This window comes from Corynebacterium haematomassiliense (assembly GCF_013978595.1).
GTDB lineage: Bacteria > Actinomycetota > Actinomycetes > Mycobacteriales > Mycobacteriaceae > Corynebacterium > Corynebacterium lehmanniae.
On sequence record NZ_JACDTZ010000001.1, the window covers coordinates 418054 to 442517 of the forward strand.

General features: G+C 62.6%; 16 protein-coding genes and 1 tRNA gene. 9 read left to right on the plus strand and 8 right to left on the minus strand.

Going from position 1 to position 24464, the window contains the following annotated elements; translation table 11 throughout:
• The first annotated feature begins 22 nt into the window (after positions 1-22).
• Positions 23-508, plus strand: a complete 486-nt coding sequence (locus H0193_RS02045) for a DUF4352 domain-containing protein (RefSeq protein WP_181888338.1) — start codon at positions 23-25, stop codon at positions 506-508.
• 118 nt (positions 509-626) lie between these two features.
• Here the strand turns inward: H0193_RS02045 and H0193_RS02050 are convergent, their stop codons facing one another.
• The 4 genes from H0193_RS02050 to H0193_RS02065 all read right to left on the minus strand — a co-directional run bounded on the left by H0193_RS02050 (position 627) and on the right by H0193_RS02065 (position 6904).
• On the minus strand, positions 627-1868 hold the full coding sequence (locus H0193_RS02050; protein ID WP_181888339.1) for a hypothetical protein: 1242 nt from the start codon (positions 1866-1868) through the stop codon (positions 627-629).
• A 104-nt stretch (positions 1869-1972) separates the two neighbouring features.
• Complete coding sequence (locus H0193_RS02055; RefSeq protein WP_181888340.1) at positions 1973-4561, minus strand: DEAD/DEAH box helicase; 2589 nt, start codon at positions 4559-4561, stop codon at positions 1973-1975.
• A gap of 2 nt (positions 4562-4563) precedes the next feature.
• On the minus strand, positions 4564-6579 hold the full coding sequence (locus tag H0193_RS02060) for a DNA methyltransferase (RefSeq protein WP_181888341.1): 2016 nt from the start codon (positions 6577-6579) through the stop codon (positions 4564-4566).
• A 251-nt stretch (positions 6580-6830) separates the two neighbouring features.
• A tRNA-Leu gene (locus tag H0193_RS02065) sits at positions 6831-6904 on the minus strand.
• A 152-nt stretch (positions 6905-7056) separates the two neighbouring features.
• Here H0193_RS02065 and polA point away from each other — a divergent pair.
• Entirely contained in the window at positions 7057-9660 is a 2604-nt protein-coding gene (gene polA, locus H0193_RS02070) for a DNA polymerase I (RefSeq protein ID WP_236883475.1), read from the plus strand.
• A 414-nt stretch (positions 9661-10074) separates the two neighbouring features.
• Here polA and H0193_RS02075 read toward each other — a convergent pair whose 3' ends face one another.
• Positions 10075-11307 (minus strand): YkvI family membrane protein, encoded by a 1233-nt coding sequence (locus tag H0193_RS02075; protein ID WP_181888343.1) that lies wholly within the window; start codon positions 11305-11307, stop codon positions 10075-10077.
• 302 nt (positions 11308-11609) lie between these two features.
• On the opposite strand from H0193_RS02075, the gene rpsA reads away from it, so the two are divergent.
• The 6 genes from rpsA (at position 11610) to H0193_RS02105 (ending at position 17337) form a co-directional block, all read left to right on the plus strand.
• On the plus strand, positions 11610-13073 hold the full coding sequence (rpsA, locus tag H0193_RS02080; protein WP_181888344.1) for a 30S ribosomal protein S1: 1464 nt from the start codon (positions 11610-11612) through the stop codon (positions 13071-13073).
• Positions 13074-13182: 109 nt separating this feature from the next.
• The gene (gene coaE, locus H0193_RS02085; RefSeq protein WP_181888345.1) at positions 13183-13776 is read left to right on the plus strand and encodes a dephospho-CoA kinase; all 594 of its coding nucleotides are present in this window, start codon (positions 13183-13185) and stop codon (positions 13774-13776) included.
• Between the two features lie 68 nt (positions 13777-13844).
• Positions 13845-14195, plus strand: a complete 351-nt coding sequence (locus H0193_RS02090; RefSeq protein ID WP_181888346.1) for a DUF4259 domain-containing protein — start codon at positions 13845-13847, stop codon at positions 14193-14195.
• 65 nt (positions 14196-14260) lie between these two features.
• Positions 14261-16360 carry an excinuclease ABC subunit UvrB gene (gene uvrB / locus H0193_RS02095; protein ID WP_181888347.1) on the plus strand — a complete coding sequence of 700 codons (2100 nt, stop codon included), beginning with the start codon at positions 14261-14263 and terminating at the stop codon, positions 16358-16360.
• Between the two features lie 15 nt (positions 16361-16375).
• Positions 16376-16834: a universal stress protein gene (locus tag H0193_RS02100; protein ID WP_181888348.1), complete on the plus strand. Its 459-nt coding sequence runs from the start codon at positions 16376-16378 to the stop codon at positions 16832-16834.
• A 59-nt stretch (positions 16835-16893) separates the two neighbouring features.
• The gene (locus H0193_RS02105) at positions 16894-17337 is read left to right on the plus strand and encodes a universal stress protein (protein WP_181888349.1); all 444 of its coding nucleotides are present in this window, start codon (positions 16894-16896) and stop codon (positions 17335-17337) included.
• 4 nt (positions 17338-17341) lie between these two features.
• Here H0193_RS02105 and H0193_RS02110 read toward each other — a convergent pair whose 3' ends face one another.
• From H0193_RS02110 to H0193_RS02120, 3 genes are all read right to left on the minus strand, one after another.
• Positions 17342-19495, minus strand: coding sequence for a HelD family protein (locus tag H0193_RS02110; RefSeq protein ID WP_181888350.1), 2154 nt, complete (start codon positions 19493-19495; stop codon positions 17342-17344).
• 67 nt (positions 19496-19562) lie between these two features.
• Complete coding sequence (locus H0193_RS02115) at positions 19563-20603, minus strand: DoxX family protein (protein WP_181888351.1); 1041 nt, start codon at positions 20601-20603, stop codon at positions 19563-19565.
• Between the two features lie 88 nt (positions 20604-20691).
• A complete protein-coding gene (locus H0193_RS02120) occupies positions 20692-21285 on the minus strand; it encodes an MBL fold metallo-hydrolase (RefSeq protein ID WP_181888352.1) in 594 nt (197 codons plus the stop codon).
• Between the two features lie 85 nt (positions 21286-21370).
• On the opposite strand from H0193_RS02120, the gene uvrA reads away from it, so the two are divergent.
• Entirely contained in the window at positions 21371-24229 is a 2859-nt protein-coding gene (gene uvrA / locus H0193_RS02125) for an excinuclease ABC subunit UvrA (RefSeq protein ID WP_181888353.1), read from the plus strand.
• The last annotated feature ends 235 nt before the right edge of the window (positions 24230-24464 follow it).

Consider the following 24464-nt stretch of genomic DNA (forward strand, 5'->3'; position numbering starts at 1 on the left):
TGAGTGGGTAACGTTTGTTGGCATGAAGAAGACTATTTCCGCTCTCGCCGCGGTCTCCGCAATGTTTCTCGCGTCGTGCTCCGGTACGGAAACAGACTCGTCCCAGTCACAGGAGACAGCGCAAGCCGGTTACGAGGTCGGCGACTTTTTGCTTAACGTCGTAGACGTCGCCGACCCGTCAAGCGTCACGGAAGTCGAAATGCCGGACTACGAAGGTCGCAAGCAGGTTTCCGTTACGGCAGACGTGACGAACAACTCCGAGGAAGGGGTTGACCTGGCATGCAGTACAGACCTTGAGGTCCAGATCGCGTCCAACGGCTCCGCGTGGGGCAACGTCGGCTACCTGGAGCGCGTACCCGACAACCCGCAGTGCGGTGACTTAATCGCCCCCGGCGAGACGAAGCAGATGACTTGGGTGTCGCTCATGCCTGAAGAAGCTCAGCCGACGGACTTGTTTGTCCAACTCGCTTCCGACCCAAATTTCTTCGAGGAAGTTCCGCTTCGGTAGCCGGGTCAGCGGGCGCTGCGGGGTTCCGAGTAATTCTGGACCTAGCTCACAATCAGCCAATTCCTGGCCAGATCTCGTGATCCTTACTTTCTAGTTCAACCGGATCTTTGTCTAGTAGTCACCTGGTCCGTTTGGCGAGCGCGCGCTGTGTGTCAGCAAGGTAGACGAGTTGATTGTTTTGTACCATCTCGTGGCGACTTTTTGAAGCGTTCTTCCACCCTGCATAAGCGCCAGTTATCGCCGCCACCGAGGCGGTAACTGCTGCTGCGAGGGGATTCGATAAGTCAGGCAAGCCCGCTTTTACCGCTAGATTGACAACTCTCTCGACATCTTCCGGCTGGACACCAGGAACGTAATCACCGGTTTGAGTCGCGACAAAGGTGACTCCGGGAATCGAGCCCCTTAACAGCCCGGACTTTGTTGCACGCCACGCACCTGAGAGCGAAGTGTCATCTAGCGCCTCGATAACCGTGCTTACGCGGGGTTCCACGTAGTCGTGCCAAAGATCGTCAAGTGCTTCATCGTCAACGTCTGAGCCACATCTCGGATGAAGCATCGCTTCCAATTCGACTACCGCAAGCCTGTATTCCTCCAGAGGAGCTCGAATAATCTTGCGGGCATCCAAAACATTTTCGATACTTGCGTTAGGAAATGCAGGCAGGAAAGAAATCATGGCGGTTCCGGTTTTCGTCCTTCGGATTCCCACCTGCTGGCGATTCGCTATCGGAAGGAACCGCTCTCTTTCAGCCGCAGATACTAGATTCCCCATGAGCGAGTCGAACATGATCGCACCGCCAGTCGCAACGAGTTGGCCTTGGACAACGCCAAGCATTTTGTCCACGTCGACTTCGTCTGGCCTAGTGATGACATCGGTCGCCCAGTCAGAATGAATCGTCAACGCACCGGCCGAGACGGCTTGTTCAAGTTGGTCACCACCGTGGTCCTTCCACATCTTTTCTTGCTGTTTTAAGAGCCTGTGGGCGTCCTCTCGGATGAACTTGTGGTGCCTCTCCGCTTCTCGCCTCTGTTTCCGATTCCCATTCTTACTCGCGTTTACGAAGTTTCTGAGCCAGTCGCGCTTTGCAACTCCCGTTTCGTCTAGCGTCATCTCCCGGTTATTACGCTCTGTCCAGAGAATGAACTCAGCGAGCTCGACTGGCGGCAAGCGTGTGGCATTGGCGTACCACTGAAGTTCACCTGCCGTCATCGAGTAGAGGTGAACATGGTCGCTGTATAGCAGTGCGCTTGAGGTGAGAGACACGTCTTCGGTTACGCCACCCGGTTCAAGCAAGTAGGCTTCCTGCGGGCCGGAAAGGATTGTGAGCTCGCTTCTCTTCGAATTGGTTCGACTCCCTCTCATTAATTCGTTTCCCTTCGTCGTGGCTATTCAGATTCACCTGATGTGGATAGGCAGATGCAATCTCGGCAATCTCACCCAGTTACCGACCCGAACCCCGCGCTGTCTCACGCCCCGGGATTCGACTTCCGCTTCAGGTCTTCCCACGACTCAGACGCTCGAATATCGGACTCGTAGGCAATGACGTAGCCCCACTTCTGACCGACGAAGTCCTCTTCGCCGAGCAGTTCCCGGACGAGCACTCGGGCCGCGGCTCGTTTCGCTTGTACCGTTTCGTCGTCTCGGCCCTTGTCGGACTTGCCCTCGATAATCCACATCGTGCCGTCGGAGTCCTGGGCGACGAAGTCGGGGTAGTAGGTGTCTCGAGTGGTGTACATGATCGACGCACCGTCAGTGGAGTAAAGGCGTTTCCACCATACGATGTCCGAGGTGTAGTTCAGTAGCAGCGCGAGCAGGTACTCTCCGCCCCACGAGTCGAAACTCGCTGCGGGGAACAGTCCGCGGTTCCAGCCGTCGTAGAACTCGCGGGGCTTGAACTTCGCCTGCTGGTCTTTAGAGAGTTGCTGGAGCACCTCTTTGCCAAACGGCAAGGTCACGACCTCGTCAATTGGCAGTTCGACCGGAACGATGGTCGTTTCGGTTTGCAGGCTGCTGGCGTGCTGTCGTGCCTTGTCGTTTACAAGTGCGACGAGCTCGTCTACTGCGGACTGCTTCGCTTTCTCCGTCCAGTGGTCGATACCGGCGTTCGCCATGAAGGTCGGAAGGACGTATTGCACAAGTGTGATCGCGTTCTTTTTGTCCTGGGTAACAACCCCAAGACCGAATACTCGGCGGGTAAGTTCGCCAATGACGGCGTCTTCCGCTACGGGAGCCGATTCGACTTCCGCGTCGGTGGTGCGTTTCGTGTCGAGCTTGGACTTTCGCACCACGATTTCTTCGCGCGTGAGTGCTTCTTTGGAGTCGGCGACGCGGCGGGCTGCCCGGATAATGTTCTCCTCGTCGATGTGGGTGAGAAGGAACGGCGTGGTTGATTTCGCCATGACCGTGGACGGAAACAGGAAGGTCTTTCCTGCGAAGTGTTCGTTGACCCTGATTTCCGTTGCCGGGATGTAGCCGGCGCGCTGCATGGTCTCGTTGTCACCGACTCGTCGGAATGAGACCCCTCCGGCATTACCACCAGTGACCTGGGTAGTTTCGCCGGTCTTGGTGCCGATGTCGCTCGGGCCGTCCGTCGCTTCGGCTGTCGGAGTGTCAGGCCACGCGGTTGAGCCTGAGCCCGAACTCGTTTCAGCCTCGGATGAAAGACCGTTCGGGTTTGGCTGTACCTGTCCTTCGCCCTGGCGGAAGCTTTCTTCAACGTCCATGCCGGAGATAGCGCCCTGGGCGGCATCTCCGAGACCGAAAGAACGGAGCACGTCCTCGTCCTTGAGGAGGGACTTGAACGACTTGTGGCTCAAAATGTCGAGTTGGTCCAGCTCGGCTACGCCAGTACGCGCCCCGAAGGGAAGGCGCAGGCCGCGGCCCATGGTCTGCTGGGTGAGAATGTCCGACGACATAGCGCGCAGCGCACACATCACCGCGACTCGTTTGGTGTCCCAGCCTTCTTTGAGACGGTCAACGGAAACAATGGCTCGCACCGTCGAGGCAGGGCTATCGAGTTCGTCTAATCGGCGCAGCGTGACCGCGTCATTGTGTTTGTTGTCGAACTGGAGCACCGCGTCAGGGTCGCCGAAATAGCCTGGCCCCTGGAGGATCTTGGTGACTTCTCCGGCATGCGCGACGCTTTCGCAAACGACGAACAGCAGAGGCTTCGTCCGCTTTTTCTCGCCTGCTTCTCCGGGGAAGTTCGCTTGGCCGTACGCCTCGTAGGCAGCCTCTTTGTTCCGCAACAGTGAGACCGCGTCGAGCAGTTGCCTTTCCTCGGCTGAGTCCTTGGGGTAGCCGTTCTCGCGGTAGATCAGCATCGGCGACTTCACGTAGCCGTCTTCAATCGCGCTATACAGCGGGTAGTGGAAGATGACGTGGTCCGTATCGGATGCCGAAGCGGTAAGCCCAATCGTGGCAGCGGGACGGAGATCCTTCAGCGCCTGGTTAAACGCCTTAGCCGAGGTGCCAAACAGGTGAGACTCGTCTGCGATAACCACGAGGTCGTCGAGGTTGACCAGGTAATCGTAGAGCGAGCCGGACTCTTCCTGGTGGTCGCGAATCTTGCGGCGCATACCGTCTTTGGTGTCTGCGCCTGCGTTTGCGATTTTCGGCTCGATAAGTTGCGACACGTTAAAGACGTAGACCATCGGACCGTCTGCGGCATTGCGGAAAAGCTCAGACTGGCCGGCACGCCACGCGCCGTAATTGCCAGGCGAAACCACCTGGGGAGCAGAGGAGAAGCCGTCAACGTAGCGACGCGACCCCTGGGTGAAGTTTTGGACAGTCTTGTTTTCCAATACCGTCGAGGGTGGGACGACCACCATGACGTTTTTCACCCCGAAGCGCGAGAGGTACTCAATGAGCGCGGCCATGAGGTAGGTCTTGCCCGCACCTGTGGCCATGTGCAAGACCATCGGCTCTAGCGGGTTAAAGTCGCCCGTGAGGTGGTAGATGAGCTTGCGCAGCGCACGCTTATTGGGGTCTCGTAGCTGGAACTCTGTCGCAATGCTGTCGATGAGTCCTTGGTCAAGTGCGATTGGAAGTGCCATGTCTACTTGCCCTCCTGCGTTGCCGTTGCCGAGTAGGTGAAGATGTCGTTCGGAATGTGGACAATCTGGCACGGCTTGCCCGTTGTCCTCGCGAACTGCCTGATTCCCGGTTCGAGCTCCGTTGCGGCGAGCGTGACACCTTCGCCCTCATTCAGATGGGCGAGAAGATCTTCGGCCTTGTCTTGATCGAGTCGGCCTTCGACTACTTTGAGAAACATCGAGCCTCGTTTGCCGTTGAAATGACGGTTGTCCGGGGTGAGCGAGAAGTTGAGGTTCGCTGCGACAGAGTTGACGAGCGCCGCACCGGTTGCCGCTTCGGTAAGCGTGACGAGACCCAATTCGGGGACGTAGTCGAAACACTGCGGTGCAAGGTGGGCGACAGCAAAACCGCCACCGCCGCGCCAGTTGACGACGCCTTTCTGGTTTTTAGTCTTCGTTGCAGTTTTGAGCGCCTTGACTACCGATTCGGTTTTCAATTCGGGATTCGCTGCGAGCACCTTGTTAAGAGCACTGTTGAACTTCTGGGCGTCTTCTGGCGAAAGACCGTCGGGAAGGCCTTCCTCGGTCGCGTCGACGCGCTCTGGCTTCTGAATGCTGATTCCGCCCTGGTCTTCGTTATTGATGACCTTCTCAAGGCGGGGGCGAGTGAAGCGGTTGAAGGTGTCCTCCACGAGTTCGCATGTCACCCAGCGGCGACCCATCTTCTGGGCTACCGCAGCGGTGGTTCCCGAACCGGCGAACACGTCGAGGACGACGTCTCCGGGATCGGTTGCGATGTGGATGATGCGCTCTAGGAGCCGCTCTGGTTTGGGGGTGGAGAACGCCGAAGTTCCCGGGAAGAGTGCTCGAATTTCCTTAGCCGCGGTGTCTGTATGCCCGACTTCACTGTAGGGCAGTAAGTTCGTAGCAAGCCGTCCTGAGTCTACGTCGGTTAGGTAGGTCTTCCGGCCAAACCCACCAGTACCACCTCTGGTTGGGTAAAACTGGGGCCAGTTCCCCTCCTCGTAACGTTTCTGAGCATGAACTTTGTTTCTGCTCCAATCTCGCATAACTAGTGGTGGGACGTCGGTTCTCGCCTCGACGCTAGAACCTGCGACGCGTTGCTGATTTTCGAGTTCTTTGTCAGTGATTTCTCCGCGTTCGTAGGGACCCCAACCAGAGAAGATTTCAAGCATTTTCTCTTGCGAGAATGGCCAGCATCGACCTGTGGAGGGGTAGGTCATTTCGCCTGTGATGGGGTGCTGGATGCCGTAAATCATTCCGAGATGGGTTACCGCACCCGGAGCCGATGAGTCCGCGTTCTTCCATGCCCCTCGGGTATCATTGTCCGGGTTCTTATATCGGGCGTCCATCTCCTCCGTCCGCGGCAAACGGTTCGGAAAAAACCCACCCGACTTGGAATAAACCAGGATGGTGTCAGTGACTGCGGGAATGCCCTTCGAATCGTTTCTGGGCGAGTAGGTCTTTTCCCAAACCACCTCTGCCACAAAGTTTCCACTTCCAAACACTTCGTCCATAAGCACCCGCATCCGGTGGTTTTCCACGTCATCGAGGTGGACCCAAATCGACCCGTCATCGCTAAGAAGCTTGCGTAGGTGAACCAGACGGTCACGCATCATGGTGAGCCAGACAGAGTGTTCGAGGTTGTCCTCGTAATTGGCGAAGGTTTGTGCGGTGTTAAAAGGAGGGTCGATGTAAATGCACTTCACCTTGCCGAGGTACTTCTCTCGCAACTCCGGCACGTGAGCAAGAGCTTCAAGCACGTCGCCGGACTCACCGAGGACCAGCAAATTGTCCTCGGTCGGCTCTAGGTCTGCCCGCTCCGAGTATCGAGTGTCCTCGTCCTTCGGCGACTGCTTGCCGGTGACCACTTCGTCAACAACGAGTGCCCGAGTCTCGCAGTACCGCGGGTCTTTCGGGTCAACCCACTCGTATGCGTAGCGTCCCTCTTCGCTGGGGATGAGCGCCTTGTCCTTGTTGAACCAGGTCAATTCGAGTAATTGCTTCGCGCCGGCCACCGTTTCGCTGCCTCGTTTCGTTTGTCGGGGCGTTCAAATAATTCGCACTTTATGGTAGCCGGGGCGGCGACAGGCACGGAAGAAAATACGTCCCGAGACGAACATATTTTTGGATCGCGAGTGGGGTGGGTGCGTCACCGATCGAAACGGTGTACCGGATTATTTCGGCTAAGCGGTCCAAGGCGACTCGTCGCCCCGTTAATTTTGAGCGAGGGCTCCGGAAAAAGTTTCCGAAACCCTCGAGAAAAGCGTGCCCCAGGTGAGACTCGAACTCACACTGGACGGGTTTTGAATCCGTTGCCTCTGCCAATTGGGCTACTGGGGCATCGGGCGAAAGTTTATCCCAGTGCAGCCTCCGCCACGAAATCACCTCGCTAGTGGGCGAGCCGGGCCATGTCGGGCTGCCCGCTAGACTGGCCAACCGTGAGCGATACACCCGAGAACACGAAGCGACTGTTGCTTATTGACGGCCACTCGATGGCCTTCCGCGCTTTCTACGCGCTGCCCGCGGAGAACTTCTCCACGTCGGGTGGCCAGCACACGAATGCGGTCTACGGGTTTTTATCCATGTTCGCCAACATCCTGGCGGACGAGAAGCCGACGCACGCCGCCGTCGCCTTCGACGTGGGCCGGAAGACCTTCCGCACGGAGCGTTTCCCGGAGTACAAGGCGCAGCGTGAGGCCGCGCCGCCGGAGTTCAAAGGCCAGGTGCCGATCATCGAGGACGTGCTGGGCGACCTCGGCATCACCACCTTGAGTAAGGAGAACTTCGAAGCGGACGACATCGTCGCCACGCTGGTCACCCAGGCGCGCGCTGAAGGCGACTTCGAGGTTGTGCTGGTCAGCGGCGACCGCGACTACATCCAGCTTGTGGACGGCACAACGACCCTGATGTATCCCACCCGCGGAGTGTCCACCATGACCCGGTTTACGCCCGAGGAAGTGGAGAACAAGTACGGGCTCACCCCTGCGCAGTACCCGGACTTCGCGGCGCTGCGCGGCGACCCGTCGGACAACCTGCCCAGCGTGCCGAAAGTGGGGGAGAAGACCGCCACGAAGTGGATCTCGCAGTACGGCAGTCTCGAGGGACTCATCGACAACGCCGACGAGCTCAAGGGCGTGGCCGCGAACAACTTCCGCGAGCGCATCGACCAGGTCCGGCTCAACCGCGAGCTCACGCAGATGGTCACCGACGTCGAGCTGCCGGTCGCCCCGAACGATCTGGAGCTCAAGCCGGCGGACGTCACCCAGGTTGCGGCGCGCTTCGACGACCTCGAGTTCGGCGTGAACCTGCGCGAGCGCGTCCTCGCTGCCGTGCCTACCGACGGCGCGGCGCCCGTACAAGAAACCGTCGAACTCGAAGACGTCACCATCGACGACGAGCCGCTGGACACCTGGCTTAAGCCTCGTCACGCCGACGGCCTTGCCGTCTACGTCTCGGGCAACGCTACTCCCGGGCAGGGTGATGTGGTGGCGCTGGCGATCGTCGATAAGCAAAGGCATGGCATATCCAAGCTCGCCGCTGATTTGAGCGCCGAGGAGGACGCTGCGCTCAAGCAGTGGTTGGAGTCGGACGCGCCGAAGTTCATGCACGAGGCGAAGGCGGCGTACCACATGCTGCGCGGCCGGGGCATCGAACTTGCCGGCATCGCGCACGACACCGCGATTGCCGCGTACCTGCTGCGCCCGGGCCAGCGCACGTATGCGTTGGAGGATATTTACCAGCGCCATCTGCAGCGCCAGCTCAACGTCGGCTCGGACCAGATGAGTCTGCTCGGCGACACCGCGGACGTCGACGCCGCCGCGGCGATCCTGGAGCTGTCCGCGGAGCTGACCAAGGAGCTGCGCGAGATAGATTCCTACGAGCTCTACGCAGACCTGGAGTTGCCGCTGGTCACCGTGCTCGCGGAGATGGAGCACACCGGCATCGCGGTGGACCTGGACGTGCTGGAAAACCAGCGCAAGGAGCTCACGCTCAAAGTGGAGCAGGTTGAGGAGGAGGCGCGTGCGCTTGTGGACGAGCCTTCGCTGAACCTGTCTTCCCCCAAGCAGCTGTCCGCAGTGCTCTTCGACAAACTCGAGCTGCCGAAGACGAAGAAGACCAAGACCGGGTACTCGACGGCCGCGGGCGAAATCGAAGCGCTGGCGGAGAAGAATCCGCACCCGTTCTTGGATTGCCTGCTTGCGCACCGCGAGCACCAGAAGCTCAAGTCCACCATCGAGGGGCTGATTAAGACGGTGCAGCCGGACGGTCGCATCCACACCACGTTCAACCAGACCGTGGCGTCGACAGGCCGCTTAAGCTCCGCGGAGCCGAACCTGCAGAACATCCCGGTGCGCACCGAAGCCGGCCGTGCGATCCGCTCCGCGTTCGTGGTGGGCGAGGGCTACGAGTGCCTGCTCACCGCTGACTACTCGCAGATTGAGATGCGCGTGATGGCGCACCTGAGCCAGGACGAGGGCCTGATCGAGGCGTATAGGGCAGGGGAGGACCTGCACAACTTCGTCGGCTCGCGCGTGTTCGATGTGCCCATCGACCAGGTCACACCGGAGCTGCGCCGCCGCGTCAAGGCGATGTCTTACGGCCTGGTCTACGGGCTCTCTGCGTACGGGTTGTCCAACCAGCTGTCCATCTCCGCCGGCGAGGCGAAAGACATCATGGCCAGCTACTTCGAGCGCTTCGGCGGCGTGAAGCGCTACCTGGATGAGGTGGTGGAGCAGGCGCGTCGCGACGGCTACACGTCCACCGTTTTCGGCCGCCGTCGCTACCTGCCGGAGCTCAACAGCGACAACCGCGTGGCGCGAGAGAACGCCGAGCGCGCCGCGTTGAACGCGCCGATCCAGGGCACGGCCGCCGACATCATCAAGGTGGCCATGCTGCGCGTGGACGCCGCGCTGGAAGGCAAAAAGTCCCGCGTGCTGCTCCAAGTCCACGACGAGCTCGTTGTGGAGATCGCCCCGGGCGAGCTGGACGAGGTGCGCGAGATTGTGGAGCGCGAGATGGACGGCGCCATCGAGCTGCTCGTCCCGCTGGAGGTCTCCGCCGGCACCGGCGCCAACTGGGACGCCGCCGCGCACTAGGAATCTGGCTGGAGCAACGCCGAGGCGGGTAGGAACGATATCGATTCCTACCCGCCTCGCGCACGGCACCCCGCCCACGGCCGTGACCCCTCCCGCGGAGCCTCCCCCAGCAGCTCCGAGTGCGTATTCAGTTGTGGACCTCCCCTTGGGGGAAGGGGCCGCCGGGGATGGCCTTGACCGGGCTGGGGCTTAGATTTCACCCCTGGCCAGGTCGTCCCCCGAAAGCCAAGTGCGACCTTACCGACGGGTAAGGAAACACTCAACGGTCCCACAGGAGAACTTCAGGATCGAACACTGCGTTAACTGGATCACACGGATACTTGGACGGCTGGCCAGCAATTAAAGGTGGTGGGTTACGCGCAGTTCACTTGCGCGTAACGGAGTGTTTCGCCCCCGATTTGTACCCCCGGTGTGCTAGAGCAGGTCGTTGAGGGACCGGCGCTTGTTGTCGTCCTCGGACGACTCAACTTCTTCTTGGACCGCGTCCTTGAACTCGTCCTCCTCCAGGTTCGATTCGGCGGCGAGATCCTCGACTTCCTGGCCGTCTCCGGCCTCAACTGCGTCCGCGCGGCGCTCGCCCTCGTCTTTCAGCTCGTCGCGGTGGCGCAGGTAGGTCACCGTCATCACCGCCATGACGAACAGGCCGAGGTAGCCCAGAATCGGGTACAGGCTGTTCACCAACGGCTGGAAACCGGCGAAGGAGAGCCCGAAACCGACAACGCAGGCGATGGCGTAGGTGGGGTAGAAGCGCTCCGGGTGCTTGCTGGTCAGGCGCTTCGCCAACGCGTAGAACATGCCTAGGCAGGTGTTGAAGACCATGAGGAAGATGACCCAGGTCATGATGAAGCCGAGCACCGGGTCGACGTTGTCGATCACGGCGAGCAGCGGCATGTCCGCTCCGTTGACAGACTCCACTTGAATCAGCAACGACGCCACCAGCAGCGCGAGCATGACCGCGTAGATCGCGCCGCCGAGGATCCCGCCATACCGGGTGCTCTTTGTGTCGAACTCGTCGCCGGCCATCACCAACGCCATAGACACGCCGCACAACGCGTTTAAGCCGGTGTGGTTAAGCGCGCCCAGCCACCAGAACGGGGTGCCGTCGGCGCGGGCAACCTCCTGCTGGGCGTAGTCGCCCACCTCATTCCAATTCACGTCCACCTGCGTGAACGAGTAGATGCTTCCAATCAGCACGAACACCACCAACAGTGGGGTGGCCCAGCCGATCACCGAAGACACCTTGTCTACGTCGAACCGGCCGACAATGAGCATGAGCGCGAGCATGGCCACAGCGCCGACCCAAATCGGCCATCCGAAGGATTGCTGCAGATTCGACCCGGCGCCGGCGAACATGACGAACCCGACGGAGAACATGCAGGCCACCGCGGACCAGTCCATGATGAAGGCCGCGGGCTTCGAGGCGACGTTGTAGAAGACCTCGTTATGCTCGCGCGCCAGGAAATATGAGCCGAAGGTCATGAACGCTGTCGCGGCGAACAGCATGGTCACACTGGCGAGAATGACGCCGTAGAACCCGTTGGTGCCGTAGGCGACAAAGTACTGCAGCGCCTCCATGCCGGAGGCGAAGCCGGCACCGACGACAATGCCGACAAATGATGCAGCGACTGCGAGGCTGCGTTTCCACATAAACGATTGCTCCCAAAACCGGTGGTATCTATCAGACTCCGCTTATGCTAGCGGTCGGGGCAAACCGGATGGACATCGGAAAGCGCCTGCGAATCATTTGCTCTAGCTGGGCAAAGTGTCTACACTCGTGCGGGCGTGTCTACGCGCGAGCACGGGGCCCACCGTAATAGGAGGGTGAGGCGGCCGTCGCAGCGTGAGATCGGCGCACGCGAGCCTATAGCACTCTAGCTGCAGGTTTACGTGGCTGAGAGAGACGCTTCTGTCCAAACACGATCTCCTATTTTTCGGAGCACATAGAACTTATGCGCACTTCCAACGCACCCCAGGTAGCCATCAACGACATCGGTGGCCCTGAGGAATTCCTCGCCGCAGTCGACGCGACCATCAAGTACTTCAACGATGGCGACATCGTCACCGGCACCGTGGTCAAGGTCGACCACGACGAGGTCCTGCTCGACATCGGCTACAAGACCGAGGGCATCATCCTCACCCGCGAGCTGTCCATCAAGCACGACGTCGACCCGGAAGACGTGGTCGAGGTCGGCGATGAGATCGACGCACTTGTCCTGACCAAGGAGGACAAGGAAGGTCGCCTGATGCTGTCCAAGAAGCGTGCTCAGTACGAGCGCGCTTGGGGCACCATCGAGGAGCTGCAGGCCAACGACCAGCCGGTTACCGGTACCGTCATCGAGGTCGTCAAGGGTGGCCTCATCCTCGACATCGGGCTGCGCGGCTTCCTGCCGGCATCGCTGGTCGAGATGCGCCGCGTCCGCGACCTGGATCCGTACATCGGCCAGGAGCTCGAGGCCAAGATCATCGAGCTGGACAAGCACCGCAACAACGTGGTCCTGTCCCGCCGCGCTTACCTGGAGGAGACCCAGTCCGCGGTCCGCTCTGACTTCCTGCACCAGCTGCAGAAGGGCCAGGTCCGCAAGGGCGTCGTGTCCTCCATCGTCAACTTCGGTGCGTTCGTCGATCTCGGCGGCGTCGACGGCCTGGTGCACGTCTCCGAGCTGTCCTGGAAGCACATCGACCACCCGTCCGAGGTTGTCGCAGTGGGTGACGAGGTCACCGTCGAGGTGCTCGACGTCGATCTCGACCGCGAGCGTGTCTCCCTGTCGCTGAAGGCGACCCAGGAGGATCCGTGGCGCGTCTTCGCCCGCACCCACGCTGTGGGTCAGATCGTCCCAGGCAAGGTCACCAAGCTTGTCCCGTTCGGTGCGTTCGTCCGCGTCGAGGAGGGCATCGAGGGCCTCGTCCACATCTCCGAGCTGGCTCAGCGCCACGTGGAGGTCCCGGACCAGGTTGTCAACGTCGGCGAAGAGGTCATGGTCAAGGTCATCGACATCGACCTGGACCGTCGCCGCATCTCCCTGTCCCTCAAGCAGGCTGACGAGGACTACGTCGAGGAGTTCGATCCGTCCCGCTACGGCATGGCCGACTCCTACGACGAGCAGGGCAACTACATCTTCCCGGAGGGCTTCGACCCGGAGACCAACGAGTGGATGGAAGGCTACGACGAGGCTCGTCAGGCATGGGAGGCACGCTACGCCGAGGCAGAGCGTCGCCACCAGGCCCACACCGCTCAGATCGAGCGTCACCGCGCCGCTGCCGCCGAGGCCGCGGAGCAGGAGGGCGATCAGGCCAACTACTCCTCCGAGTCTGCAGCTGCAGCTCCGGCAGCTGACCAGGCTGAGGAGAACATCGGCTCCCTGGCTTCCGACGAGCAGCTCGCGGCTCTGCGCGACAAGCTCGCTGGCAACTAAGCACTCGCAAGCTCGTGCTTAGGAAAAACTCGTAAGCACGCTGCTTAGCGACGGCGCCCCGTCCCCGACCAATCTGTCGAGGGCGGGGCGTTTTGCTATCTTCGGCCCCATGAAGAAAGTGGGCCTGACAGGCGGCATCGGCAGCGGAAAATCCACGGTGGCGCGGATGCTTGGCAGCGCTGGCTTCGCCGTGGTCGACGCCGACCAAATCGCACGCGAGATCATGGAACCCGGCTCGCCGGTGCTGAACGAGGTAGCGCGGGAGTTCGGCGCGGACCTCATCGGCGACGACGGGGCGCTCAACCGCGGGGAGCTTGCGCGCCGCGCGTTCGCCACGACGGAAGACACGCAGCGCCTCAACGCCATCACGCACCCCGCCATCCAGGCCGAGTCCGAACGCCGCTTCGCCGCCGCGGAAGAGGCGGGGGAGCAGGCCGTCATCTACGACATGCCGTTGCTCGTGGACCTCGGGCTGCACAAGGACATGGACCTCACCGTTGTCGTGGATGTGGACAAGGAGGAGAGGATCCGGAGGCTCGTCGCAAAGCGAGGGCTCGATGAGGCCGATGCGAGGGCGCGCATGGCGCAACAGATCGACGACGCCGCGCGGCTTTCGGCGGCAGACGTCGTGATCGACAACAACGGTCCCCTCGAGGCGCTGGAACCGCAGGTGGCGGCGCTTGCCGAGAGAATCAAAGGTTAGTGAACTGTACTGGCGAAATTTACCGGTGTGACACGTTTCATTTACCTTGCTGCCTTAACTTTCGGTGCATGGGAACGTGGAACACGGGGCCGTTCGACAACGACTCCGCAAATGATGCCGTGACAGCGCTGGTCAACGGCACGTTCCGCATGGACCAGTTCCGCTTCGAATGCGGTTTGGGCTCACTGGGAACGGGGGAAGCGGAATCCGTGATCGCGCTCGCCGCAGTGATCAACGGCCATCTGCCAGAGGGGCTCGAGGGCAGGATCGACTACCCGTTCACCATGGACGACAGGCAGTGGATCCGCCGCCGCGCTCAGGCGGTGATGCGCCCGGGCGGTTCCGCGCTGTATTCCATGTGGGAGGAAGCCGGCGAGCTGCAGGAGTGGCTGGAAACCTCCCGCAAGTACGCCGCTTAACGTTCGCGACTTTGCTTATCGACGAGCAATGCCTCGCCGACGCTCTTGGCGATACACTGGCCACTATGGCTTTTGCTGCTGAACATCCCGTCCTCGCGCAGTCTGGATTTCGCCCAGTGGGGGAGATTGAGCGACGCGAGAAACCCTTCGAGGTCGTCTCCGAGTTCGAACCCTCCGGCGACCAGCCCACGGCGATTGCGCAGCTGGACGAGCGTTTGAACCGAGGCGAGCGCGACGTCGTGCTCATGGGTGCCACCGGTACCGGCAAGTCCGCCACCGCCGCGTGGCTGATTGAAAAGCAGCAGCGCCCCACGCTGGTGATGGCGCCGAACAAGACGCTGGCAGCGCAGCTGGCCAACGAGCTGCGCCAGCTGCTGCCCAACAACGCGGTGGAGTACTTCGTGTCGTACTACGACTACTACCAACCGGAGGCCTACATCGCGCAGACCGACACCTACATTGAGAAGGACTCGTCCATCAACGACGACGTGGAGCGCTTGCGCCACTCCGCCACCTCCGCGCTTTTGAGCCGCCGCGACGTGGTCGTGGTGTCTTCGGTGTCCTGCATCTACGGCTTGGGCACCCCGCAGTCCTACCTGGACCGATCGATTGTGCTGCGCGTGGGCGAGGAAGTGGAGCGCGACCGTTTCCTGCGCCTTTTGGTGGACGTGCAGTACGAGCGCAACGACATCGACTTCAAGCGCGGCACCTTCCGCGTCAAGGGCGACACCGTGGACATCATCCCGGCCTACGAAGAGGTGGCCGTGCGCGTGGAGTTCTTCGGCGACGAGGTGGACTCGTTGTACTACATCCACCCGCTCACCGGCGACGTGATCAGTCAGGAAGACGAGGTGCGCATCTTCCCGGCCACCCACTACGTGGCCACGGACGAGCGCATGGAAAAGGCCATCGAGGCGATCAAGGAGGAGCTTGCGGACAGGCTCGAGGAGCTGGAGAACAAGGGCAAGCTGCTCGAGGCGCAGCGTCTGCGCATGCGCACCGAGTACGACCTGGAGATGATCCAGCAGGTCGGGTTCTGCTCCGGCATCGAGAACTACTCGCGTCACATGGACGGCCGCCCGGCGGGGTCTGCGCCGGCGACGCTGATCGACTACTTCCCGGAGGACTTCCTCACCATCATCGACGAGTCCCACGTCACCGTGCCCCAGATCGGCGGCATGTTCGAGGGCGACATGTCGCGCAAGCGCAACCTGGTGGAGTTCGGCTTCCGCCTGCCGTCCGCGGTGGACAACCGACCGCTGACCTTCGACGAGTTCGAGGCCCGCGTGGGCCAGACCGTCTACATGTCCGCCACCCCCGGCGACTACGAGCTCGAGGCCGCCCAGGGCGAGTTTGTGGAGCAGGTGATCCGCCCGACCGGTCTGGTGGACCCGAAGGTCACCGTCAAGCCCACCAAGGGCCAGATCGACGACCTGATCGACGAAATCCGCACCCGCACCGCCAAGGACGAGCGCGTCCTTGTGACAACCCTGACCAAGCGCATGGCCGAGGACCTCACGGATTACCTGCTGGACAACGGCGTCAAGGTGCGCTACCTGCACTCCGACATCGACACCCTGCAGCGCGTGGAGCTGCTGCGCCAGCTGCGCCTGGGCGAGTACGACGTGCTCGTAGGCATCAACCTGCTGCGCGAGGGACTGGACCTGCCGGAAGTCTCCCTCGTTGCGATCCTGGACGCGGACAAGGAGGGCTTCTTGCGCTCGACCAAGTCGCTGATCCAAACGATCGGCCGCGCGGCACGAAACGTCTCCGGCGAGGTGATCATGTACGCCGACCAGGTCACCGAATCCATGCAGGAGGCCATCGACGAAACCGAGCGCCGCCGCGAGAAGCAGATCGCCTACAACGAAAAACACGGCATCGACCCGCAGCCGCTGCGCAAAGCGATCGCGGACATTTTGGACCAGGTGTATGAAGACGCGGACGCGGATGCGTCGGCAAGCTTGAGCTCCGATGCGGCCGTCGCCGAACGCGCGGATGTGTCCAACATGGCCTCGGATGAGGTGCAGAAGCTTATCGACGACCTGACGGTCCAAATGCGCGACGCCGCCGGCGAACTGAAGTTTGAGCTTGCCGGAAGACTCAGAGACGAGATTGCGGATCTCAAACGAGAGCTGCGTGGTATTAAAGACACAGGGAATTAGCGAAAGGAACCTGCTTTGCACACCTACAAGTCGATCGCTGTCGGCACCGACGGCTCCGCCACCTCCATGGTCGCAGTGCGTGCCGCAGCCAGCCTCGCCCGCGTCTACGGCGCCGAGCTGACCATCATCTGCGCCCACTACACCGCGTCCGGCTCGATGCTGAACTCCACCAACGCGGAGCTGTCCCGCGTGGACATCGTCACCGCCACCAACGCGCGCGAGATTCTGCGCAAGGCGGACGAGATTGCCAAGGAGGAGCAGGCCGGCAAGGTCAACCTGGTGTCCAAGGGAGGACAGCCCGCAAACGTGCTGGTGGAGGCCGTCGGCGAGTACGGCGTTGACCTGCTCGTGGTGGGCAACAAGGGCATGCGCTCGATGGCCGGCCGCATCTTCGGCAACATCCCCGGCAACGTGGCCAAGAAGGCCCCGGTGGACGTCATGCTCGTGGATACCCGGGCAGAGGGACACGACTAAACCGCCAAGGGGTACACTAAGCACGCTAACCGCGTCGCATTTTTGAAAGGTGATTTCACATGGCCGATAACTACAAGACCATCGTCGTCGGCTCCGACGGTTCCAAGTCCTCTCTGCTGGCCGTTGAGCGCGCCGCGAAGATTGCAGCTGCGTTCGGTTCAACCCTCGTCATCGGTACCGCGTACTACGAGAACGAGGAAGAGGCCGCGAAGACGCTGCGTCAGGATTCCGTGACCATCCTGGGTGACCAGAAGGCGCTGGAGAACCTCGAGGGCGCAGCTGAGCACGCCCGCGCCGCAGGCGCACCGGACGTGCAGACCGCAACCCGCCCGGGCACCCCGGTGCAGGCGCTGATGGCCATCGTCAACGACAACAAGGCGGACCTGCTCGTGGTGGGCAACCGCGGCATCAACTCCCTGACCGGCCGCCTGCTGGGCTCCGTGCCGGCGGACGTCGCGCGTCAGTCCGACTGCGACGTCATGATCGTTCACACGGTCAACTAAGGCACTATTCGCCGACCACCGTCAGCGTCTGCGTGGCGCGGGTGACGGCGACGTAGAGGTCTTGCCACCCCTGTGGCGAGGCCTCTTTAATTTTGCTCGGCTCCACCACCACGACGTTGTCGAACTCCAGGCCCTTCATCTCGCCGACGTTGTCGGCGTCAATAACGGCGGTTAAGCCGTCGCGCTTCTCGACGAGGCTAAAGTCCTCCACGAACTGCACCGGCACGCCGGATTCGCGGATCGCCTCCGGGACGGTGGCCTCCGGGTCAATCTCGGCCAGGATCTCGGCAGCGTAGTCCGCGATCTCCTTCGGCGTGCGGTAGTTCACCGTCAGCTCGTGCAGGCGGAAACGGTTGCCCACAAAAGGCTCCAGCGCGTTGGTCCAGTCGTCGACGCCGGCGGGGGAGGACGTCTGGGCAGTGTCGCCCACGAGCGTCATCCACCGCGACGGGCAGCGGCGGAACACCATGCGCCACTCCATGGGGGACAGCTCCTGCGCTTCGTCGACAATGACGTGACCGTACGCCCACGTCTGGTCCGCGCGTGCGCGCTGCGCGGTGGAGCGGGTGTCCGTCTCCCGTTGGCGGCTGGCGAGCGTCTCCGCGTCGATGACGTCGGCTGCGGAGAGGATCTCGGCTTCGAACTGGTCGTCGTCGTTGTCCGTGGATTCAGACGAGGACAGGACGTCGAGCGCGCCCTCCGCCTCGGCGACGAGCTCGCGCCATTCCTCTTCTTCCTTCTGGCGCTGCTCCTCGGGGTCGACGGTGCCGATGAGCACGGCGAGCTCGTCCACAAGCGCGGTGTCCGCGTGGCTGAACGGGGAGCCGGGCGCGCGGTATAGGGCGTCGCGGGTGTAGTCGTCGTAGTCGTGGGCGACCTCGGCGATTGCGTCCTTGTCGGTCAGCAGCGCATCCAGCACCTCCACGGGGTCGAGCTCCGGAAAGTGCGCGTCGATGAGTTGCTCTACCTGGGGGTCGTCCGCGAGGTCGTCGTGAAGCTGGTCCACATCCGCGTCCGAGAGCAGGTTCGCCCCGCCGAGCGGGTCCTCGCCGATGCGCTTCGCCAGCGCCTCCGCCAGCAGCTGCGTCAAGTGCTCCGCGAAGTAGGCGCGCGCCTGGCTATGCGGGCGGCGTGAACGACGCGCCCTCGTGCGCGCGGCCTTGACCATCTGCGGGGTGGCATCTACCGGCACCGAATCGAAGGTGAGGCGCACAGGCGCATCCGGCAGCGTCTCGTAGGACTGCACGGCGCGCTTGAGGATGGTCACCATCTCTTCCGAGCCCTTCACCTCGCGCGTGGCGATGCTGTCTTGGCCTGTGGGGGTAAAACCAGGCACGAGCTGGTCGGCGGTAGACAGCACCACGCCCGTCTCGCCGAGCTCCGGCAGCACGCGGGAGATGTACTCGAGGAACGTGGCGTTCGGGCCGAGCACCAGCACGCCGGTGCGGGTGAGCTGCTCGCGGCACGTGTACAGCAAGTATGCGATGCGGTGCAGCGCCACCGCCGTCTTGCCGGTGCCCGGCCCACCCTGGACAACCATGACGCCGCGCGTGGCGTCGCGGATGATTTCGTCCTGCTCTCGCTGGATGGTTTCCACGATGGAGCGCATGTGGCCGGTGCGGGCCTCGTTCATCGCGCGGCGCAGCGCCGCCTCGGATCCGACACCGGCATGTGAGGTCTCCGCACCGTCGCCGGAGAGCACCTCGTCGTCCACTGCCGTGACGGTGCGGCCGCGCATGCGGATGTTGCGGCGCGTTTCTACGCCCTCCGGGTGCGCTGTGGTTGCCAGGTAGAACGGGCGGGCGAGGGGAGCGCGCCAGTCCAGCAGGAGGGTGCGGTAATTGTCCTCCCGGTCGTCGATGCCCATGCGGCCGATGTAGCGCCGCTCCAAATCGGGCCGCCCCGGCACCGGGTTCTCCGGGTCGTCGTCGGCGACGTCGATGCGGCCGAAGATCAAACCGGTCTCCGCGACGTTGAGCGCGTCCAGCTTCGCGTTGAGCCCGTGGTACTCCGTTTCGCGGCGCACTAGGGCATCCGAGTCCGGATTGTCCGGGTCCACGTCGCGCTGCACCTCTTCCAGGCGTGCTTGCGCCCGTGCCACCTCGCTATCGAGGTGCGCGAAGAGCTGATCCACGTAAGTCTGTTCTGTTTCCTGCATCCCCACAACAAACGGCCCCGGGGCAGGGAATATTCCCAGCCCCGGGGCCGCTAAGCAGTCAGAGTAGTTACGCGAACTTCTTCTGCGCCTTCTTCACCAGCTTCTGCGCCTTCTTCTCGGCCTTCTTGGCCTTGCGCTTCCACTTGAGCTTGGTGATCCAGTTCGGGTCAGCGTCCAGCTTGTCCCACGCGTCCTGCAGGGAGTCGACCGCGTTCTGCGCCTTGTCCTGAGCCTTTGCGGAGGCCTTGTTGACCTTGCGCTTCGCCTTGAACTTGTCCAGGGCGGACGGCTGCAGGTCGTCCAGCTGGCCCTGCAGATCGTCGACGATGCTGTTGACCTTGCGCTTCGCCTTGAACTGCTGGATCTTGGACGGCTTGATGTCGCCATATGCGTCCTCGGCCTTGTCGGTGGCCTTGTCCGCAGCGTCGTCCAGCCAGTCGCCTGCGTCGGAGAGGAAGCTGGACGCCTGCTTCTTTGCGTCGCCCAGCCAGTCGTTCGCAGCGTCGCTGGCCTTGTTGGCCTTCTTCTTCCAGTCGCCCTTGTTGTCGTCGACGTAATCGGTGACCTGCTCGGTCGCGTCGGAGAACCAGTCGGACGCCTTGTCCCAAGCCTTCTCGGTCTCCGACTTGGTCGGCAGCGCCTGCTTGACGTTCTTCTGCGCGGCCTGGGCAGCGTGCTGCGCGCGCCACTTCAGGTCCGGCTTGCCGTTGTTGTCCACGGTGGCCAGCAGGACACCGCCGGCCAGGCCGAGGTCCGTCAGGGCGCCGGTGCGGCGGCGTGCCTTCTCGTCGTCGTCCTCTGCCTCCCAGAACGCGTGGCGGCCCACAACGGTAGGCAGCGCGGTGGCGGCCAGCAGGGTGGCGGACAGGCGCGGGAACTTGCCGATGGCGAAGGACGCGCCAGCGCCAGCCTTGGTAGCGCCGACGATCTGCGCGGCGGTCTCCGGGCTCTTCGGCAGGAAGCCGCGGTACTCGCGCGGGGTCAGGGCGCGCAGCTTCTTCAACACGCTGTCCGCGCTGTCCTTGTGGCCAGCCGGGTTCAGCAGGGTCTCGACACCGTCGATCACGTAGACCGAAGCCAGCATCGGGCGTGCGATTTTCCGGATCATACTTTTACCCAATCCTTACTTTTTTGTAGCTGAATGTGCTCCCGCCGAGTGTAGCGATTTTGCGCCACCGCGGTGGTGGGTTTTTCGGTTACCAGCGACGATCCCACCAGTCGTCCAGGTGCGGGCGCTCCTCGCCGAGCGTGGTGGGTTTGCCGTGGCCCGGCCAAACGACGGCCTCGTCCGGGTAGACGTCGAAGACCTTCTCCTTCACGTCGTTGAAGAGGCGGACAAAGTCTCCCTCGGACTGGGTTTTGCCCAAACCGCCGGGAAACAGCGAGTCGCCGACGAACAGGTTGACCGTGCCGTCAATCTCCGCAGTCAGGCAGGCGCCGCCCGGGGTGTGGCCGCGCAGGATGGTCACGGGGAGCGTGTGGCCGGCGAACTCGATCGTGTCGCCGTCGTTGAGCTCCACATCGGCCGGGGCAGGGATCGCCGGGGCGTCCAAGAACGGCGCGTAGTGCTTCGCGCCGGTGGCTTCGAGCACTTCCTTGAGCGCCCGGGTGTGGTCGTAGTGCCGGTGCGTGGTCAGCACCGCGGTGATCTTCACGCCGGCGTCGTCGGCCATGGCCAGGAGTTCGGGGGCGTGCGAAGCTGCGTCGATAAGCAACCCCTGCCCCTCGCTGCAGAGGAGGTAGCAGTTGTTGTCCATGTCGGAGACAGAGATATGGCGAAGGGTAAGCATGCACCCAAGGCTACTCAGGAATGTTTCCCCGCAATCGCGCGTTGGTAGCGTCTTGGGAGTACTAATCGACGAAAGCGAGAGTGACGTGGCCGAAAAGCTGACAGTGCGCGGCGCGCGCGAACACAACCTCAAGGGCGTGGACATTGAGCTGCCCCGCGACAAGATGGCGGTGTTTACCGGCCTGTCCGGCTCCGGCAAGTCCTCGCTCGCCTTCGACACCATCTTCGCCGAAGGGCAGCGCCGCTACGTGGAATCGCTGTCCTCGTATGCCCGCATGTTCCTGGGGCAGATGGACAAGCCGGACGTTGACTACATCGACGGGTTGAGCCCGGCGGTGTCCATCGACCAGAAGTCCACCAACCGCAACCCGCGCTCCACCGTGGGCACCATCACGGAAATCTACGACTACCTGCGCCTCCTGTACTCGCGCGCAGGCACCCCGCACTGCCCGGTGTGCGACGCGGTGATTGAGCGCCAGACTCCGCAGCAGATCGTAGACCGCGTGCTCGAGCTGGAGGAGCGCACGAAGTTCCAGGTGCTCGCGCCGATTGTGCGCAAGCGCAAAGGCGAGTTCCAGGACTTGTTCGCCGACCTGTCGTCGCAGGGCTATTCGCGCGTGAACGTGGACGGGGAGACCTACCAGCTCTCAGACCCGCCGAAGCTGGAAAAGCAGATCAAGCACAACATCGACGTGGTGGTGGACCGCCTCACCGTCAAGGCCAGCCAGAAGCAGCGTCTTACGGATTCCGTGGAGACGGCGCTCAAGCTTGCGGACGGCCTGGTCGGCTTCGACTTTGTGGAGCTGGACGCCGACGACCCGGAGCGCGTGCAGATCTTCTCCGAGAAGATGGCCTGCCCGAACGGCCACAAGCTCAACGTGGAGGAGTACGAGCCGCGCGCGTTCTCCTTCAACTCGCCGTTCGGCGCCTGCCCGGCCTGCGACGGCCTGGGCGTGCGCAAAGAGATCGACGTGGACCTGGTCATCCCGGACCCGGACGCGCCCGCGGTGGATGCGTTCCAGCCGTGGAATTCCAGCCCGAACAAGAAGTACTTCACCAAACTCATTGAGGCGCTGGCGAAAGAGGAGAAATTCGACGCCAACGCGCCGCTGAGCTCGCTGACCAAGACGCAGCGCAAGCACCTGATCCACGGCTCGTCCACGAAAGTCAACGTGCGCTACAAGAACCGCTACGGGCGCCAGCGCTCCTACACGGCGGCCTACGAGGGCATCGTGGGCTACCTGGAGCGCAAGCTGGAGCAGACTGAGTCTGAAACGCAGAAGGAACGCCTGCTCGCGTACACCCGCGAGGTGCCGTGCCCGACGTGTGACGGTGCGCGCCTGAAGCCGGAGATCCTGGCTGTGCGCCTGGCGTCGACCACGCACGGGGAGCAGTCCATCGCGGGATTGACACAGCTGTCCATCGAGGAAGCCTCCGAGTACCTGGACAACCTGGTGCTGGGCTACCGCGAGGAAATGATCGCCGGCGCGGTGCTGCGCGAGATCCAGGCGCGCCTGCACTTCCTGTTGGACGTGGGGCTGAACTACCTCACCCTCGCCCGCTCCGCCGGCACCCTGTCCGGCGGCGAGGCGCAGCGCATCCGCCTGGCCACCCAGATCGGCTCCGGCCTGGCCGGCGTGCTCTACGTGCTGGACGAGCCGTCCATCGGCCTGCATCAGCGCGACAACCAGCGCCTGATCACCACTCTGAAGAAACTGCGCGACCTGGGCAACACCCTGGTCGTGGTGGAGCACGACGAGGACACCATCCGGGAGGCGGACTGGCTCATCGACATCGGCCCGCGCGCCGGCGAATACGGCGGGGAAGTGGTCTACCAGGGCAAGCCGGAGGGCATCCTCAAGGCCAAAGACTCGATCACGGGCGACTACCTGGCTGGCCGCAAGGTGATCGAGGTGCCGGAGCACCGGAGGGACGTCGATAAGCAACGGCAACTGAAGGTCATCGGCGCGCGCGAGAACAACCTGGACAACGTCAGCGTAAACATCCCGCTCGGCGTGCTGGTGGCCGTGACCGGCGTGTCCGGCTCCGGCAAGTCCACGCTGGTGAACCAGATTCTGGCCAAGACGCTGCAGAACCAGCTCAACGGCGCGCGCCAGGTGCCCGGCCGGGTGAAGAAGGTCGAGGGGCTCGAGTACCTGGACAAGCTCGTGCAGGTGGACCAGAGCCCGATCGGGCGCACACCGCGCTCCAACCCGGCGACCTACACCGGCGTGTTCGACAAGATCCGCAACCTGTTCGCCGAGACCCAGGAGGCGAAGGTGCGCGGCTACAAGGCCGGCCGCTTCTCCTTCAACGTCAAGGGCGGGCGCTGCGAGGCCTGCCACGGCGACGGCACCATCAAGATCGAGATGAACTTCCTGCCGGACGTGTACGTGCCGTGCGAGGTGTGCGAAGGCGCGCGCTACAACCGCGAAACGCTCGAGGTGCGCTACAAGGGCAAGAACATCGCCGAGGTGCTGGAGATGCCGATCTCCGAGGCCGCGGAATTCTTCGAGCCGATCACCTCCATCCACCGCTACCTGCAGACGCTCGTGGACGTCGGCCTCGGCTACGTCCGCCTTGGCCAGAGCGCGACCACGCTGTCCGGCGGCGAGGCGCAGCGCGTCAAGCTCGCGGCGGAGCTGCAGAAACGCTCCAACGGCCGCACGATTTACATCCTGGACGAGCCGACGACGGGCCTGCATTTCGAGGACATCCGCAAGCTCATGCTGGTGCTCAACGGCCTGGTGGAGAAGGGCAACACCGTGCTGGTCATCGAGCACAACCTCGACGTGATCAAGTCCGCGGACTGGATCGTGGACATGGGGCCCGAGGGCGGCTCCGGCGGCGGCACGGTGGTCGCGCAGGGCACGCCGGAGGACGTCGCAAAGGTGCCCGGTTCCTTCACCGGACAGTTCCTGCAGGACATTCTGGCGAAGGCCTAGGTGGGCCCTCGGCGCGCCGATTTGGTTTGTGCAGGCATGAGCATGTATATTGCTGCCTACACCGCCCAGCGCGCCCGTGTCATGCGGGTGCGGGGGCCGCAAGAGGAGTGAATCCCACCCCAAGCCGCTCGTGCAAATGAGTTGGATACGGGTCAAACGGTGCGCAAGACATAGGTGTGTCTTGGTGTGCCATGGACGAACTCCCGCCACCCCTCAGGGTGAGCGGGTTTTTCGC